The organism is Caballeronia sp. GACF4, assembly GCF_023631025.1.
Taxonomy (GTDB): domain Bacteria; phylum Pseudomonadota; class Gammaproteobacteria; order Burkholderiales; family Burkholderiaceae; genus Caballeronia.
Genome location: NZ_JALQDW010000007.1, coordinates 166755 through 183311 on the forward strand (window position 1 = coordinate 166755; position 16557 = coordinate 183311).

Annotated in this window: 13 protein-coding genes; 4 read left to right on the forward strand and 9 right to left on the reverse strand. The window is 62.7% G+C overall.

What is annotated here, in order from left to right:
• Positions 1-200 precede the first annotated feature (200 nt).
• The gene (locus NCR40_RS08955; RefSeq protein WP_250509257.1) at positions 201-1472 is read left to right on the forward strand and encodes an MFS transporter; all 1272 of its coding nucleotides are present in this window, start codon (positions 201-203) and stop codon (positions 1470-1472) included.
• Between the two features lie 145 nt (positions 1473-1617).
• Here the strand turns inward: NCR40_RS08955 and NCR40_RS08960 are convergent, their stop codons facing one another.
• The 5 genes from NCR40_RS08960 to NCR40_RS08980 all read right to left on the reverse strand — a co-directional run bounded on the left by NCR40_RS08960 (position 1618) and on the right by NCR40_RS08980 (position 7861).
• Positions 1618-3573, reverse strand: coding sequence for a propionate--CoA ligase (locus NCR40_RS08960; protein ID WP_284507734.1), 1956 nt, complete (start codon positions 3571-3573; stop codon positions 1618-1620).
• 146 nt (positions 3574-3719) lie between these two features.
• Positions 3720-4211, reverse strand: a complete 492-nt coding sequence (locus NCR40_RS08965) for a hypothetical protein (RefSeq protein ID WP_250509258.1) — start codon at positions 4209-4211, stop codon at positions 3720-3722.
• The gene (locus tag NCR40_RS08970; protein WP_250509259.1) at positions 4208-4495 is read right to left on the reverse strand and encodes a hypothetical protein; all 288 of its coding nucleotides are present in this window, start codon (positions 4493-4495) and stop codon (positions 4208-4210) included. The genes NCR40_RS08965 and NCR40_RS08970 overlap by 4 nt, the downstream gene beginning before the upstream one ends.
• Before the next feature lie 253 nt (positions 4496-4748).
• Positions 4749-5501 carry a 5'-methylthioadenosine/adenosylhomocysteine nucleosidase gene (locus NCR40_RS08975; protein ID WP_250509260.1) on the reverse strand — a complete coding sequence of 251 codons (753 nt, stop codon included), beginning with the start codon at positions 5499-5501 and terminating at the stop codon, positions 4749-4751.
• Positions 5498-7861 (reverse strand): UvrD-helicase domain-containing protein, encoded by a 2364-nt coding sequence (locus NCR40_RS08980; RefSeq protein WP_250509261.1) that lies wholly within the window; start codon positions 7859-7861, stop codon positions 5498-5500. The genes NCR40_RS08975 and NCR40_RS08980 overlap by 4 nt, the downstream gene beginning before the upstream one ends.
• Before the next feature lie 198 nt (positions 7862-8059).
• Here NCR40_RS08980 and NCR40_RS08985 point away from each other — a divergent pair, with 198 nt between their 5' ends.
• Together NCR40_RS08985 and galU are read left to right on the forward strand one after the other, a co-directional pair.
• Positions 8060-10927, forward strand: coding sequence for a valine--tRNA ligase (locus NCR40_RS08985; protein ID WP_250492593.1), 2868 nt, complete (start codon positions 8060-8062; stop codon positions 10925-10927).
• Positions 10928-11027: 100 nt separating this feature from the next.
• Entirely contained in the window at positions 11028-11909 is an 882-nt protein-coding gene (gene galU / locus NCR40_RS08990; RefSeq protein WP_244825674.1) for a UTP--glucose-1-phosphate uridylyltransferase GalU, read from the forward strand.
• Between the two features lie 76 nt (positions 11910-11985).
• On the opposite strand, the gene NCR40_RS08995 is transcribed toward galU, so the two are convergent.
• From NCR40_RS08995 to NCR40_RS09010, 4 genes are all read right to left on the reverse strand, one after another.
• Positions 11986-12213: a sulfurtransferase TusA family protein gene (locus tag NCR40_RS08995; RefSeq protein ID WP_062601442.1), complete on the reverse strand. Its 228-nt coding sequence runs from the start codon at positions 12211-12213 to the stop codon at positions 11986-11988.
• 66 nt (positions 12214-12279) lie between these two features.
• The gene (locus NCR40_RS09000) at positions 12280-13296 is read right to left on the reverse strand and encodes a Gfo/Idh/MocA family oxidoreductase (RefSeq protein ID WP_250509262.1); all 1017 of its coding nucleotides are present in this window, start codon (positions 13294-13296) and stop codon (positions 12280-12282) included.
• The gene (gene iolG, locus NCR40_RS09005) at positions 13293-14297 is read right to left on the reverse strand and encodes an inositol 2-dehydrogenase (protein ID WP_250509263.1); all 1005 of its coding nucleotides are present in this window, start codon (positions 14295-14297) and stop codon (positions 13293-13295) included. Before iolG ends, NCR40_RS09000 begins: the two co-directional genes overlap by 4 nt.
• Positions 14287-15168 (reverse strand): MurR/RpiR family transcriptional regulator, encoded by an 882-nt coding sequence (locus tag NCR40_RS09010; RefSeq protein WP_244825677.1) that lies wholly within the window; start codon positions 15166-15168, stop codon positions 14287-14289. The genes iolG and NCR40_RS09010 overlap by 11 nt, the downstream gene beginning before the upstream one ends.
• A 229-nt stretch (positions 15169-15397) precedes the next feature.
• On the opposite strand from NCR40_RS09010, the gene NCR40_RS09015 reads away from it, so the two are divergent.
• Positions 15398-16450: a sugar ABC transporter substrate-binding protein gene (locus NCR40_RS09015; RefSeq protein WP_244825678.1), complete on the forward strand. Its 1053-nt coding sequence runs from the start codon at positions 15398-15400 to the stop codon at positions 16448-16450.
• The last annotated feature ends 107 nt before the right edge of the window (positions 16451-16557 follow it).

Consider the following 16557-nt stretch of genomic DNA (forward strand, 5'->3'; position numbering starts at 1 on the left):
TAATCCGATTGTGTACGGGCGTTCGTCTCTCGCGTGGCCGCCGAGATCACGCCGACGATGTCCGATTCGCGACGAACCTTGGCAGGACAACGACTCGCGGACAGCCTACACTTGTCAGAAATTCAGCTTGCGCATAAATGTCGCAGGCGAATACAAGAATTGGGACAACCGTTTTTTCCACGCGTTTTACGCCATCCACCATGCAAACAAGTATCGATAAAGGCGCGTTTCCGCCTTCGGGCAGCGCGTCGGTCGCCAGTACCGCGACTGCGGGCGCGTCACCGGCCACCACGCCTGCCGTTCAGCGCACTGTGTATTCGGTGCTGGGCGCGGTCAGCTTCGCGCATCTGCTGAACGACATGATCCAGTCGCTGATCTTGGCGATCTATCCCATGTTCAAGAGCGAGTTCTCGCTCTCGTTCGGGCAGATCGGCCTGATTACGCTGACTTATCAGATCACCGCATCGCTTCTGCAGCCGCTCGTCGGGCTCTACACCGACAAGCATCCGAAGCCGTGGTCGTTGCCGGTCGGCATGGGTTTCACGCTGTCTGGTCTCTTGCTGATGTCGGTGGCGGGCAACTTCGGCACTTTGCTGATCGCGGCGGCGCTGGTTGGCTGCGGATCGTCGGTGTTTCATCCGGAATCGTCACGCGTTGCGCGCATGGCGTCGGGCGGCAGGCACGGCCTTGCGCAATCGCTCTTTCAGGTGGGCGGCAATGCGGGTTCGTCGCTCGGGCCGTTGCTTGCGGCGCTGATCGTGATTCCGCACGGACAACGCAGCATTGCGTGGTTTTCGGTCGCGGCGCTCGTTGCCATGTTCGTGCTGGCGAATATCGGCCGCTGGTACAAGCGTCATCCCGCGACGAAGAAGGGTCGCGGACAGGCTGCGCATCATTCCTTGCCGCGTCAAAAAGTCATGATGGCGATGAGCGTGCTCGTCCTGCTCGTGTTCTCGAAGTACTTTTATCTGGCGAGCATCACGAGTTACTTCACGTTTTATCTGATCAGCAAGTTCGGCGTGTCGGTGCAGAGCGCGCAGATTCACCTGTTCGTGTTTCTGGCGGCAGTGGCGGCGGGGACGATCATCGGCGGGCCGGTTGGCGACAAGGTCGGGCGCAAGGCGGTGATCTGGGTATCGATTCTCGGTGTCGCGCCGTTCACGCTGCTCATGCCTTACGTGAATCTGTTCTGGACGGGCGTGTTGTCGGTGATCATCGGGCTCGTGCTGGCATCCGCGTTTTCGGCCATCCTGGTCTATGCACAAGAGTTGATTCCCGGCAAGGTCGGGATGGTGGCGGGCCTCTTCTTCGGCTTTGCGTTCGGCATGGGCGGCGTGGGCGCGGCAGTGCTCGGCCATCTCGCGGATGTGACGAGCATCGACTTCGTTTATAAGCTCTGCGCGTTCTTGCCGTTGATCGGCGTGCTGACGGTGATGTTGCCTAAGATGAGCGAGGAGCGGGTGAGGGCTTGAGGTTTAACAGGCCGTAATTCCCTTTAACGGGCGCGTCGATGCTTCGAGAGATCACGCCCCCGGTGTGCTTTAAGTGGCGATGCAGCTTGGTTCGTTCCGGTGAAGGTGCAAGCGCCCTTGCGTATTCAAAGCCCGCTGCTCGCGCTCACGATTCCAACGCCGCCTTCACCAACCCCAACGCACTCGGGTCCTCGATAGTCGGCAATTCCCCCGGATCGCGCCCTTCGGCCAGCGCCGCGATCGCTCGGCGCAAGAGCTTGCCCGAACGCGTCTTCGGCAGCATCGACACGAAAAGCACGCGCGCCGGACGCGCAATCGCGCCCAGTTGCGCATCCACCGCGTGACACAGCTCCGCCTCCAGCCCGGCGCGCGCACCGGGCGCATCGAGACGGCTTGCATCGCGCAGCACGACGAACGCAGCGGCGGCCTGGCCCTTCACGGCATCCGTCACGCCGACGACCGCGACTTCCGCCACCGCCGGATGCGCGGACAACGCCTCCTCGATCTCGCGCGTGCCCAGCCGATGCCCCGCCACGTTGATCACGTCATCGGTGCGGCCGAGAATCGACACATAGCCGTCCTCGTCCTGAACGCCCCAGTCGAAGGTCGAATAGACCAACTGGTTCGGCACGCTTGTCCAATAGGTGTCGATGAAACGCTGATCGTCGCCCCACACGGTCTGCATGCAGCCCGGCGGCAACGGATAACCCAACGCGACCACGCCCTTCTCGCCCGGCGCGCAAATCTCGCCGGTCGCCTCGTTGCGCAAGGTGAGGTTGAAGCCCATCGACGGCACGCCCGGCGAGCCGAGCTTCGAGGGCAACGCCTCGATGCCGCGTGGAATCGCGATCATCGGCCAGCCGGTTTCCGTCTGCCAGTAATTGTCGATGACGGGCTTTCTCAGCGCGCTCTGAATCCATTGCGCGGTCGGTTCGTCGAGCGGCTCGCCCGCCAGAAACAGCGTGCGCAGGCTGGACAGATCGGCGTCTTGCATCAGCGCCGGGTCCTGCTTCTTGAGCACGCGGATCGCGGTGGGCGCGGTGAACATCAGGTTGATGCGATGCTGCTCCACGAGCCGCCACCAGATGCCGCCGTCCGGACGAACCGGGGTGCCTTCGTACATGACCGTGGTCAGGCCCGCGATCAGCGGCGCATAGATGATGTAGCTGTGCCCCACGACCCAGCCGATGTCGGACGCGGTGAACATGGTGTCGCCCGGCGCGCCCTGAAAGATATGCTCCATCGATGCCGCGAGCGCGACCGCATAACCGCCGACATCGCGCTGCACGCCCTTCGGCCTGCCGGTCGTGCCGGACGTGTACAGCACGTACGAAGGCTCGTTCGATTCGAGCCATTCGCACGGCACGTGAGCATCGAAAAATTTTTCGCGCAAGGGTTCGTAGGAGACGAGATAGCTCGCCTGCAGCCGCTCGGGCGCCAGTTGCCGGTCGATCAAAAGCACTTGCGGCACCTTGAATTCAGCGCGCGAAAGCGCCTCGTCGACGAGCGGCGTGTAGTCGATCACCTTGCCCGCGCGCGCGCCAGCATCGGCGGTGACGATGAGCGCGGGCTCCGCATCGTCGATGCGCGCCGCCAGATTAGGCGCCGCGAAGCCGCCGAACACCACCGAATGCACCGCGCCGAGACGCGCGCACGCGAGCATCGCGAAGAGCGCTTCAGGGATCATCGGCATATAGATGAGCACGCGGTCGCCCTTCTTCACGTGCAGCGAGCGCATGACGGCAGCCATGCGGTTCACTTCCGCGTGCAGTTCGGCGTAGGTATAACGGCGCTCGATGCCCGTTTCCGTCGATACATACACGAGCGCGTTTTGCTGCGCGCGCGAGGCGAGATGGCGATCGACCGCGTTATGACAGAGATTTGTCTTGCCGCCGACGAACCAGCGCGCGAACGGCGGGTTGCTCGCATCGAGCACCTGCGTGAAAGGCGTATGCCAATGGATGCGGCGCGCCTCATCGGCCCAGAACGCCTCGGGTTCCTCGATCGACCGGCGATACGCTTCTCGGTAAGTCGGCATGCGCGTCCTCTTTGAGCGAAGTGCGTGGCTGTGCTTGTCTCTGTGCGTCCGCCAACGCCGCATGCGCCCACGTCGGGCGGCCGCGTTGACATCTCTTCATCACGAAGACAGAGCATAGAGCAGCCCGCAAACCCTTGCTAGACAGGGCGCGCCCTGATCGGTGTCATCGATTCAGGCGCGCTTCGCCATCTCCGAACGCTTCGGACGTTTCAGACCGCGCGACTCTTCGACACCGGCGCTGCCGCTTCGCCCGAATGCTTGAGCAACACGGGCGCGAGTTCGCTGGCCACGCGCATGCTCGATACCACGACCGTGCGCACGCCGCTGCCCTCGGTCGAATGACGCAGCGCTTCACGCGTGGTCGCGCGCGCCTCGATACGCGGCTCGATCACGACGATGCCCCGGCAATACGCCGCGAGTTGCACGCGCTGATTGCGCAGCCACGCGGTGCGCAGGCGAATGTCGTCGGCGGTTTCATCGGCGTCGTGCTCGGCGACGATCACGAAGGGCGTGTTGAGCGCAAGCAGGCGGCGCATCTGCGCGCACCATGCAAACGCGTAGCCCGGCTTGACGGCGCGTCGGCGCAGGCGCACGAGCGGAAAGCGGCTGGCGTCGAACATGCGGGCATCGAGATCGAGATCGGGAAGCGGGACGGACGGTGAAAGCGACTCGCGCTTTGAATGGAGATTGGCGGCATTCACAGAGGTTTTGGACTCCAGTAATTCAGCGCGGCAACCAGGCTCGGCCAGCGCGACTGTCGCGGCACGGCCCGCTTTTTCGGTTTCGTGGCGCGCGGCAACCGGCGCGCGGCTTCTTTCGGTGCGTCCGATGCCTGGCTCCACGCGTGACGCGTGGTTTCGAGCACTTTTGCGGCGTTGGCCGCGACCGCGCATTCGTTGCGCGCCTCGTGAATTTCGCCTGCCTCGAATACGCCGCCCTGCTCGCGCGTCAAGCCGATGGCAGTGGGAATGGAATCGTTGGTCATGTATGTTCGGGCCTCGTTGGTCGGACGACGCCGGCGTTTTCGCGCCGGCTTCGGCTCCGATGCAAAGCTACGGATAAGCGCTGACGGCAGCGCTGTGTCTCGGATCAGGCCGGGATGGCGGTCGTCGAAGCAGCGGTTCGCGCTTCTTTGCGGCATGCCGATATCCGCGCTTGGGATGCATTGTATTGAGAATCATTCTCAATTACAAGCGGCAAATGGTCTGGCGGCAGAAGGGAAAACCCGAGCGTTGGAGCTAATGCACAGACCGAAGAAACCGCACCAGAATCCCCGACGAATACGCACCCGCGATCGCCACGAGAAACTCCGCGAACGATTCAGGCGCGGCGGCATCGGCGGTATCCGAGATGGTGCGCACGACGGCGCACGGCACCGCGTGTTCGAAACAAACCTGCGCGAGCGCCGCGCCTTCCATTTCGACCGCGAGCGCATCGGGCAAGGCGTCGCGAAGCGCCAGCACGCCTTCGTTGCTCGCGACGAAGCGATCGCCACTCACGATCAACCCGCGATGCACACGCGGCGCATGCACCGCGAAGCGCTCGGCAAGCGCGCTGCCCTCATCGGCGATGAAACTCGCGGCGGCCAGCGCGAGCGCATCGGAAAAGCTGGGATCGGCGGCGAAATGAGAGCGGGCCAGAAGCGGCACTTCATAGCGCGGAAAAAGCGGCGAGGCATCGAGATCGTGCTGCAGGAGCGTATCGCCGATGACGATGTCGCCCACCCGGACATTTGCATGCACGCCGCCCGCGACACCCGTGAAAACGATCGCATCGACCCTGAACACGTGAATGAGCGCGCTCGCCGTCGCCGCCGCCGCGACCTTGCCGATGCGCGCGAGCGTCGCCACCACGCGCACGCCATGCGCGTGGCCGACGTGATACTCGCGCTGACCGAGCGTCACCGTCTCGACTGCGCCCGCCGCATGCATCTGCGCGACGAGATCGCCCAGTTCCTGCGGCAGCGCCGCCATGATGCCGAGCATCGTCATTCGACCGCTTGCAGTTTCGCCACCGCGAGCGCGAGCCATTTCTCGCCGTGCCGCTTGAAGCGAACCTGCGCGCGCGCATCGCCGCCGGAGCCTTCGAGCCCGATCACCGTGCCCTCGCCGAACTTCGTGTGGAACACCGCTTGTCCAACCTTGAAGCCGCTTTCCGCCGCGCGCTGCTCGTTGGCGAACGACGGCAACGCCGGTGCGGACGCGGCGGAACCGCCGTAAGCCGAACCGCCGCGCTCCTGGCCTGGGCGCGCGAACCAGTCGCGGCCCCAGCCGGCGTTATCCGCGCGCCCGCCCCAACGCGCGCCCGGCTCGATCTTCGGCGTGAGCCACTTGAGCGAGCCTTCGGGCAATTCGTCGAAAAAGCGCGAGCGAATGTTGTAGCGCGTCTGTCCATGCAGCATCCGGCTCTGCGCGAACGACAGATAAAGCCGCTCTTTCGCCCGCGTGATCGCCACATAAGCGAGCCGCCGCTCTTCTTCGAGGCCGTCGGTTTCCTGCGCGCTGTTCTCGTGCGGAAAGAGCCCTTCTTCCAGTCCGGTGATGAACACCGCCGTGAATTCCAGCCCTTTCGCCGCGTGCACGGTCATGAGTTGCACGGCATCCTGGCCGGCCTGCGCCTGGTTGTCGCCCGCTTCGAGCGATGCATGCGAGAGAAACCCCGCGAGCGGCGTCATGGTATCGGGGTTCTGCGCGGGATCGGCAATGCCGGGCGCGTCCAGCACTTCGATCTCGCCGTCCTCGCTCACGATTTCCGGCGCCGCCGTCGCGCCGGGGCGCAGCGGCACGGAACGCGCGGGAGTATCGAGCCCGTAGCCTTCCTCGCTCACGAACGCCGCCGCCGCGTTGACCACTTCCTGCAAGTTCTCCAGACGGTCCTGGCCTTCGCGCTCGGTCTCGTAGAACGCGGCGAGACCGCTCGCGCGCACGACGTATTCGACCGTTTCCGGCAGACTCATCTGCTGCGTTTCGGCGCGCATCTTCGCGACGAGCGTGGCGAAAGCGCCGAGGCTCGAAGCTGCCTTTCCCGTGACGTAGGGCACGGCGGCGGCCATCGAACAGTTGTAGAGACGCGCGGCGTCGGCGAGTTGCTCGATGGAGCGCGCACCGATGCCGCGCGTCGGGAAATTGACCACGCGCGCAAACGCCGTGTCGTCGTTCGGGTTGTCGATCAGACGCAGATACGCGAGCGCATGCTTCACTTCCTGACGCTCGAAGAAGCGCAAGCCGCCATACACGCGATACGCAATGCCCGCGTTCACGAGCGTGTGCTCGATGGTCCGCGACTGCGCATTGCTCCGGTACAGCACCGCAATCTCCCCGCGCGCGAGACCCGTATTGATGAGCGCCTTGATCTCCTCGACGATCCAGCCCGCTTCCTGCGAATCCGTCGCGGCTTCGTAGACGCGCACCGGTTCGCCGTGCCCCGCATCCGTGCGCAGGTTCTTGCCGAGCCGCCGCGAGTTGTTGGCGATCAGGAAGTTCGCGGTATCGAGAATATGGCCGTGCGAGCGATAGTTCTGCTCCAGCTTGATGAGATTGCGCACGCGGAATTCGCGCTCGAAGTCGTGCATGTTGCCGACGTTCGCGCCGCGAAACGCGTAGATGGATTGGTCGTCGTCACCGACCGCGAAGATGGCGTTGCTCTCGCCCGCGAGCTGCTTGAGCCACGCGTACTGCAGCTTGTTGGTGTCCTGAAACTCGTCGACGAGGATATTGCGAAAGCGCGCCTGATAATGCGCGCGCAGCGGCGCATTGAACGCGAGCAGTTCGTGGCAGCGCAACAGCAGTTCGGGGAAATCCACGACGCCTTCGCGCTGGCATTGCTGATCGTAGGCTTCGTACAGTTCGACGAACTTGCGGTTGAAGGCGTCCGTGGCGTCCACGTCCTTCGGACGCAAGCCCTGCTCTTTCGCGTTGTTGATGAAGTACTGAAGGTTCTTCGCCGGATATTTTTCGTCGTCGACATTGAGCCCTTTCATCAGCCGCTTGATGGCGGAGAGCTGATCGGCGGTGTCGAGAATCTGGAAAGTCTGCGGCAGCCCCGCGTCGCGATAATGCGCGCGCAGCATGCGGTTGCACAGGCCGTGGAAGGTGCCGATCCACATGCCGCGCGTGTCGATGGGCAAGAGCGCCGAGAGCCGCGACATCATTTCGCGCGCGGCTTTGTTCGTGAAGGTCACGGCGAGAATGGTCGGCGGCGACGCGTAGCCCTGCTGGATCAGCCACGCAATTCGCGTGATGAGCACGCGCGTCTTGCCGCTGCCCGCGCCGGCGAGAATCAGCGCGGGCTCGTTGGGCAGCGTCACGGCGGCGAGTTGTTCGGGGTTGAGGTTCGCGAGCAGGTCGGGCATGGGAGCAGGTGGACGGCGAAAAGCGGGCCAAAGTCTCTGGCGGCGGGCCGACCATTATAAGACCGCGCCGATGGCGTCGCCGGCGCCTGGCATCCGCGCCTGGCCGCAAGCCACCCCGAATTCGTCCGATTGACTCGCTCGAACCTTATAATCAGGGATTACCCCGCACTTTTCACGCATTTTTCGGCAGATTTCACGATGAGCGACAACACGCTTGCGAAGAGCTTCGAGCCTCAGAACATCGAGTCCCAATGGGGCCCGGAATGGGAAAAACGCGGCTACTCCGCCCCGACCTTCCAGGAAGGCGCGAAGAATTTCTCCATTCAACTGCCGCCGCCGAATGTCACCGGCACGCTGCACATGGGCCACGCGTTCAACCAGACCATCATGGACGGCCTGACGCGCTATCACCGCATGCTCGGCGAAAACACGCTGTGGGTGCCGGGCACGGACCACGCGGGCATTGCCACGCAGATCGTCGTCGAACGCCAGCTCGACGCCAAAAAAATCTCCCGCCATGACCTCGGCCGCGAGGAATTCCTGAAGCGCGTCTGGGCGTGGAAGCAGGAATCCGGCTCGACCATCACGAATCAGGTACGGCGTCTGGGCGCTTCCATCGACTGGTCGCGCGAATACTTCACGATGGACGACAAGATGTCCGCCGCCGTGCGCGACGTCTTCGTGACCTTGTACAAGCAAGGGCTCATCTATCGCGGCAAGCGGCTCGTGAACTGGGACCCGGTGCTGGGCACGGCCGTGTCCGACCTCGAAGTCGTCAGCGAGGAAGAAAACGGCAGCCTTTGGCACATCAAGTACCCGCTGCCCGACGGCTCCGGCCATCTGACGGTCGCGACCACGCGGCCCGAAACCATGCTCGGCGACGTTGCGGTGATGGTGCATCCCGAAGACGAGCGGTATCGGCATCTGATCGGCAAGACGGTCGTGCTGCCGCTTGGCGACCGCGAGATTCCGGTTATCGCGGACGACTACGTGGACCGCGAGTTCGGCACGGGCGTCGTGAAGGTCACGCCCGCGCACGACTTCAACGACTACGCGGTCGGCCAGCGCCACAAGCTGCCGCAGATCGAAATCCTCACGCTCGACGCGAAGATCAACGACAACGCGCCCGCGAAATATCGCGGCATGGATCGCTTCGACGCGCGCAAGGAAGTGGTGAAAGATCTCGAAGCGCTCGGCCTGCTCGAGTCCGTGAAGCCGCACAAGCTCATGGTGCCGCGCGGCGACCGCACCAACGTGGTCATCGAGCCGATGCTGACCGACCAGTGGTTCGTCGCAATGACCAAGGCCGCTCCGGAAGGCACGTTCAATCCGGGCAAGTCGATCACGGAAACGTCGCTGGACGTGGTTCGCGGCGGGCAGATCAAGTTCGTGCCCGAGAACTGGACCACAACTTACTACCAATGGCTCGAAAACATCCAGGACTGGTGCATCTCGCGCCAGTTGTGGTGGGGCCATCAGATTCCCGCGTGGTATGGCGAAAACGGCGAGATCTTCGTCGCGAAAACGGAAGACGAAGCGCGCGCCGAAGCCGACGCCAAGGGCTACAAAGGTGCGCTGCGCCGCGACGAAGACGTGCTCGATACGTGGTTCTCGTCCGCGCTCGTGCCCTTCTCGTCGCTCGGCTGGCCGGACGAAACCAGGGAACTGAACGCGTTCTTGCCCTCCACCGTGCTCGTGACGGGCTTCGACATCATTTTCTTCTGGGTTGCCCGGATGGTGATGATGACCACGCACTTCACCGGCAAGGTGCCGTTCCACACGGTCTACGTGCACGGCCTCGTGCGCGACGCGGAAGGCCAGAAGATGTCGAAGAGCAAGGGCAATACGCTCGATCCCATCGATATCGTGGATGGCATCGAGCTCGAACCGCTCGTTGCCAAGCGCACCGCCGGCCTCATGAATCCGAAGGCCGCCGCGCAGATCGAAAAGAAAACGCGCAAGGAATTTCCGGAAGGCATTCCGGCCTTCGGCACCGACGCGCTGCGCTTCACGATGGCTTCCATGGCCACGCTGGGTCGCAATGTGAATTTTGATCTGGCACGCTGTGAGGGTTATCGCAATTTCTGCAACAAGCTCTGGAACGCCACGCGTTTCGTGTTGATGAATTGCGAAGGCCACGACTGCGGCTTTGCGAACCCCGGCGACTGCAAGCCGGGCGATTGCGGCCCCGGCGGCTACACCGATTATTCGCAGGCGGACCGCTGGATCGTGTCGCTCCTGCAGCGCGTCGAAGCGGAAGTCGAAAAGGGTTTCGCGGACTATCGCTTCGACAACGTTGCGAGCGCAATTTACAAGTTCGTCTGGGACGAATACTGCGACTGGTATCTCGAACTCGCGAAGGTGCAGATCCAGACCGGTACGCCCGAGCAGCAGCGCGCCACGCGCCGCACGCTGTTGCGCGTGCTGGAGACGGTGCTGCGGCTCGCGCATCCGATCATCCCGTTCATCACGGAAGCGCTGTGGCAGAAGGTGGCGCCGCTGACCGACGTTTTGCCCGAAGGCACGAAGGAAGGCGAGTTGTCGATCATGACGCAGGCCTATCCGCGCGCCGAGACGAAGAAGATCGACGAAACGGCGGAACAGTGGGCGTCCGAACTCAAGGCTGTCATCGACGCATGCCGTAATCTGCGCGGCGAAATGAACCTGTCGCCCGCGGTGAAGGTGCCGCTGCTCGCACATGGCGACGCCGCGCGTCTCCATACGTTTGCGCCGTACGTCGCCGCACTGTCGCGTCTTGCCGAAGTGAAGATCATCGACGACGAAGCCGCGCTCGATGCCGAAGCGGAAGGTGCGCCGGTGGCGATCGTCGGCGCGAACAAACTCGTGCTGAAGGTGGAGATCGATGTCGCCGCCGAACGCGAGCGTCTCACGAAGGAAGTAGACCGCCTGACTGTCGAAGCAGGCAAATGTAACGCGAAGCTCGGAAATGAAAGCTTTGTTTCAAAAGCGCCGCCCGCCGTCGTTGAACAGGAGCGAAAAAGGCTGGCAGAATACGAAACCACTATCGAGAAGCTTCGGGCGCAAATTTTGCGGCTGCCTGTCTGATTGGGCTGTCGTGAAGTAGCATCGCCGCGTGATCGGGGATGTTCGTCCGTTCGCCCAACTGCTCGACGTTCCAAATGATTAAGAGGATCAGGGTTATCACATGCTAAAAGTTACCAAAGCGGTTTTCCCCGTCGCGGGTCTCGGCACTCGGTTCCTCCCCGCGACCAAGGCGAGCCCGAAAGAAATGCTGCCCGTCGTCGACAAGCCGCTGATTCAATATGCGGTGGAAGAGGCAATGGCCGCCGGTATCACCGAAATGATCTTCGTGACCGGGCGCAGCAAGCGCGCGATTGAAGACCACTTCGACAAGTCTTATGAGATCGAAGCCGAACTGGAAGCGCGCGGCAAGGACAAGCTGCTCGAACTCGTGCGCAGCATCAAGCCGAGCCATGTCGATTGCTTCTACGTGCGTCAGGCCGAAGCGCTCGGTCTCGGCCACGCGGTGTTGTGTGCCGAAAAGCTCGTCGGCGACAACCCGTTCGCCGTGATCCTCGCGGACGACTTGCTGTACGGCAAGCCGCCCGTGATGTCGCAGATGATCGAAGTCTTCGACCACTATCACAGCTCGGTGATCGGCGTCGAGGAAATCCCGGCGGAAGATTCGAAGTCCTACGGCATCATTGACGGCAAGGAGTGGGAAGACAACATCTTCAAACTCTCGGGTATCGTCGAAAAGCCGGAACCGGCCGTTGCGCCGTCGAACCTCGGCGTGGTCGGCCGCTATGTGCTGAAGCCCCGCATTTTCGATCACATCCGCTCGATCAAGCCCGGCGCGGGCGGCGAACTGCAACTGACGGACGCCATCATGTCGCTCCTGTCGGACGAACAAGTGCTCGCGTACAAGTACCACGGCACGCGCTTCGACTGCGGCAGCAAGCTCGGCTATCTGAAGGCGACGGTGGAATTCGCGCTGCGCCATCCGGAAGTGTCGAAAGACTTCGACGAGTATTTGCGCACGCGCTCGCCGAACCTGGCTAGCTGAGTTGAAGTAAGTCGAAGTCGCCCGCGTCGGCAGGCGAAAAAAAAGCCCATCGCGTCATGTGATGGGCTTTTCCTTTTCAGCGGCGTCGCATCAGAAAGGTGAACACTTTGTCCTGCGTGGTTACTTCGACGATCTCGTTGCCGGTCTGCCTTGCAAACGCCGCGAAATCGCGCTGCGATCCGGGGTCGGTGGCGAGCACCTTCAGAATCTGGCCGCTCGTCATGTCGGCGAGTGCTTTCTTTGCCCGCAGGATCGGCAACGGGCAGTTGAGCCCGCGCGCGTCGACTTCCTTGTGAACTTCCATCGCGATTTGAATTCCGTTAAGCCTTGCGTGTTGCGAAACATCGAAGGCCCGATTCTAACGCAGCGTTCACAAGTCCACCGGGCGGCCGGTCTCGTACGCCTGCCGCATGGCGATGCCAATCCTCGTCGCCTCGCGCGCATCGTCGAGCGTGAGGCCGGTCGCCGTGCCATCTCGCACGAGCGCGACGAAGGCTTGCGATTCGCGTAAAAACGCATCTTCGAAGCGCTCGAAGAAAGTCGGCGTGCAAACGTTTCGCATGCCGTGTGCATCGGCGATCTCGACGCGGTTCGCACGCGGATTGCGCCCAATGGCAAGCGCGCCCGCCGTGCCGATGACTTCTGTCTGCGTGTCGTGGCCATGAGCCATCGTGCGGGAAGCGAATAGCACGGCAAGCCGGCCATCGTCGAATTCGATCGTGCCCACGCCATTGTCGATATCGCCACATTCGCGCAAGCCTTCGTGGATTGCTATCGTGCCGCTCGCGAACACGCGCTTGGGCTTCGGATTACCGAGCATCCAGCGCGCGAGGTCGATGTCGTGCACGCTGCAATCGAGAAAGAGTCCGCCCGATGTCGGCGCGAAACGCACGAAAAAACCATCCGGATCATTCTTGTCGCAGGTCTGCGAGCGCACCATGAACGGCCGGCCGATCGCGCCTTCGCCAATGCGCTCGAAGGCATCTCGATAACTCGCATCGAAACGGCGCACGAAGCCGATCATTACATGCAGATGCGCATGCCGCGCGTGTTCCTCGATCACGCTGTCGCATTCGGCGAGATCGAGCGACAGCGGCTTCTCGCAGAACACATGTTTGCCCGCGCGCAACGCGGCGATGATCTGCCGCGCGTGCAGCGAAGTCGGCGTGACGAGCCACACGGCGTCGATGGACGGATCGGTCAGCAAGTCGGCGTAATCGGCATGGAGCGCGATTTCCGGCAGGTTGTCGCGAGCCCATTCGCGCTCTTGCTCAACCGGGCTGCACGCCGCGACGAGCCGCGCGCCCGGCACATGCCACGCGAGGTTTTCCGCGTGTCTGCGGCCGAGCCGCCCCAGCCCGACAATGCCCACCCGCACCGCGCTCATGCCGCGTTCTCCCCGAGCTTCACGATGCGCTTTTCGCGCCACGAAAGCGTCGCGGCCTCGGCGAGTTCGAGCGCCTTGAGGCCGTCGGCAACAGTGGTGCGCACGGGCTTGCCATGGGTCACGGCATCGAAGAAATGCGCGATTTCCGCGGCATACGCCGCGCGATACCGTTCGAGAAAGAACGCCTCGGGCACGTCGCTCGACACGCCCTTGGTCGAATATGCCGTCACTTCGGTCGGACGCACGTTGCCCGCTTGCAGCATGCCGAGACTGCCGAGCACCTCGAAGCGCTGATCGTAGCTGTAGCCCGAGCGCCGCGCCGTGTTGATCTGGCAGAGGCGTCCGCGTTTCGTGCGGATGGTGACGGCTGTCGAATCGATATCGCCGGCTTCCGCGATGGCGGGATCGGACAAACAACTGCCCGTGGCGTGCAGCGTGTCGGCTTCGTCGTCGAGCATCCAGCGGAAGATGTCGAAGTCGTGGATCAGCATGTCCTTGAAGATGCCGCCCGAATGCTTGATGTATTCCACGGGCGGCGCGCCCGGATCGCGGCTCGTCACGATCAGCATTTCCGGTTCGCCGATCTCGCCCGCTTCCACGCGCGCCTTCAATGCCGAGAAAGTTGGGTCGAAGCGCCGCTGAAAGCCGATCATGCAGACCACGCCCGCTTTCTGCACGGCATCGGCGCAGGCGCGCGCGCGTTCGAGCGTGAGGTCCACGGGCTTCTCGCAGAACACGTGCTTCTTTTGCGCCGCCGATGCGAGGATCAGGTCCGCATGCGTGTCCGTGCTCGAACAGACGACCGTTGCGCCCACCGAGGCGTCGCCCATGGCGGCATCGACATCGGCGACTTGCGCGCCGTATTGCGCAGCGAGCGCCGTAGCGGCCTCGCGGTTCACATCGACGACATACTTGAGGCGCACGCCAGGCTGCCGCGCGAGATTGGCCGCGTGAATCTTGCCAATGCGCCCTGCTCCGAATACCGCCACGTCAATCGTCATAGCCGCCTGTCTCCTTGGATTCTTCTACGTTGAGTTCGAGCCGGTACGCGAGCGCGATGAACAGCGCCTGGCACAAGCAAATGGTGCTCGTGAGCGAGCGGAACGCGAACGCGCTGCCCTCCTTCACGAGCAGACTCGCGCTCGCGTGACGCGCGAGCGGCGAAAGCTGGCTGTCGGTGATCACGAGCGTCTTCGCGCCGTGATGCTGCGCGGCGCGCACGCAATACTGCGTTTCCTTGCCATAAGGCGCGAAGCTGATGGCCACGACCACGTCGCCCTTTCTCACGCTCTTGACCTGTTCGCGGAACATGCCGCCGATGCCGGAGATCAAATGCACGCGCTTTCTCGTGTGCTGCAACGCGTAGACGATATAGCTCGCCACCGCGAACGAGCGCCGCACGCCGATCACATAGATGTTCTCCGCGTGTTCGAGCATTTCCACGGCGGCGTCGAACTGTTCGTCGTCGAGACCGGCTTCGAGTTCGTCGAGTCCCGTGCGGCTCGCCGCGATGAATTCGCGCGCCACGGAGACACCGGAGGCATCGCCCGCCTTTTCGTCGATGAGTTTGCGAATGCGCTGCTGATAACTCTGCTGCGAGCCATTGCCGCCCGCGAACGCCTGCCTGAACACGGCCTGCAAGTCCGAGAAGCCCGAAAAACCGAAGCGCTGCGCAAAGCGCACCACGGCCGACGGATGCACGCCGCACGCGGTGGCGATATCGCTCGTACGATCCATCATCACGCTCGACCGATGCTGCTCGATATACGTCGCGACGTTCTTCAACTGACGCGGCAACGTGTCGTAAGCGTCGGTGATGCGCTGCATCAGATCGTCGACGCTCTGCACGTCGGTGCTGGTCTCATCCTGCATGGATAGCTCATGTCGATGGCGCCGCGAAGGCAGACGCCGTGGAAGCGATTATAGGAAGTCCGCAAGGAAAATGGAACGTATTTTCCATTTATGGCATCGGTGCAATTCCTATTGCAGACCGGGAAAACTTGGCCTACTCTTGGTGCTGAGCTCGAAGCGGCCCCAAGCAACGGCTGCATCGGCTCGCGGAAAAGTCAGATCAAACAACAAACCGAGATAGGTGGAGACAATGACCATTCGCAATGGACGAGCCGCGTTGCGCGCGCTCGCGGCAGCCGCAATCCTGAGCAGCACAGCCTTGTTGACGGCGTCCCCCGCTCACGCGGCGCCCGACGCCAAGTTCGTCCTCATCAGCCACGCGCCCGACTCGGACTCGTGGTGGAACGTCATCAAGAATTCGATCAAGCAAGCCGACGAGGACTTCAACGTCCAGACCGACTATCGCAATCCGCCCAACGGCGACATTGCCGATATGTCGCGTCTCATCGAACAGGCCGCCGCGCGTAATTACGACGGCGTGATCACCACCATCGCGGACTTCGACGTATTGAAGAGCGCGCTCAACAAGGTGACGGCGAAGAAGATTCCGCTCGTCACGATCAACTCGGGCACCGAAGAGCAAAGCGAGCAACTCAAGGCGATCATGCATATCGGCCAGCCGGAATACGTGGCGGGCAAGGCCGCAGGCGAAAAGGCGAAGGCCGCGGGCGTCAAATCGTTCCTGTGCGTGAACCATATCGCGACCAACACGGTGTCATTCGACCGCTGCCGTGGCTTCGCGGAAGCCATCGGCGTCGACTACAAGGCGTCCACCATCGACTCCGGTCAGGACCCGACGGAGATTCAGTCGAAGGTGTCGGCTTACCTGCGCAATCATCCCGATACGCAGGCTGTACTCACGCTCGGACCCACGCCCGCCTCGGCGACGCTCAAGGCCGTCACGCAAATGGGCCTGCAAAACAAGCTCTATTTCGTGACCTTCGACTTTTCCGATGACATCGCGAAGGGCATCAAGGACGGCACGATCAAGTTCGCAATCGATCAGCAACCGTACTTGCAGGGCTATATCCCCGTGGCCGTGCTCGCTATCGTCAAGAAGGATCACACCACGGACCCGGTGAAGATTCGCCAGATTCTCGAAGCGAATCCGAAGTTCAAGGCGCGTCTCGAAACGTATGGCCTCGCGCCGTCGTATGGACCGAAGAACATCCGTTCGGGTCCGGGTTTCATCACCAAAGAGAATCTCGACAAGGTCGTGAAATACGCCGGTCAATATCGTTGACCGTTCAGGGCGGCCGTCTTTTCAGCGCCGCCCGCTATCACTGCATTTCCGCGGAACGTCGTGTGTCTGCTGCGTCTATTCCCGACGCGGCAGGAGCGCGCGCATCG

Coding starts and splice junctions, on each gene's coding strand:
- NCR40_RS08955 (WP_250509257.1), top strand. CDS start 201: ATGCAAACAAGTATCGATAAAGGCGCGTTTCCGCCTTCGGGCAGCGCG.
- NCR40_RS08960 (WP_284507734.1), bottom strand. CDS start 3,573: ATGCGGCGTTGGCGGACGCACAGAGACAAGCACAGCCACGCACTTCGC.
- NCR40_RS08970 (WP_250509259.1), bottom strand. CDS start 4,495: ATGACCAACGATTCCATTCCCACTGCCATCGGCTTGACGCGCGAGCAG.
- NCR40_RS08975 (WP_250509260.1), bottom strand. CDS start 5,501: ATGACGATGCTCGGCATCATGGCGGCGCTGCCGCAGGAACTGGGCGAT.
- NCR40_RS08980 (WP_250509261.1), bottom strand. CDS start 7,861: ATGCCCGACCTGCTCGCGAACCTCAACCCCGAACAACTCGCCGCCGTG.
- NCR40_RS08985 (WP_250492593.1), top strand. CDS start 8,060: ATGAGCGACAACACGCTTGCGAAGAGCTTCGAGCCTCAGAACATCGAG.
- galU (WP_244825674.1), top strand. CDS start 11,028: ATGCTAAAAGTTACCAAAGCGGTTTTCCCCGTCGCGGGTCTCGGCACT.
- NCR40_RS08995 (WP_062601442.1), bottom strand. CDS start 12,213: ATGGAAGTTCACAAGGAAGTCGACGCGCGCGGGCTCAACTGCCCGTTG.
- NCR40_RS09000 (WP_250509262.1), bottom strand. CDS start 13,296: ATGAGCGCGGTGCGGGTGGGCATTGTCGGGCTGGGGCGGCTCGGCCGC.
- iolG (WP_250509263.1), bottom strand. CDS start 14,297: ATGACGATTGACGTGGCGGTATTCGGAGCAGGGCGCATTGGCAAGATT.
- NCR40_RS09010 (WP_244825677.1), bottom strand. CDS start 15,168: ATGCAGGATGAGACCAGCACCGACGTGCAGAGCGTCGACGATCTGATG.
- NCR40_RS09015 (WP_244825678.1), top strand. CDS start 15,398: ATGACCATTCGCAATGGACGAGCCGCGTTGCGCGCGCTCGCGGCAGCC.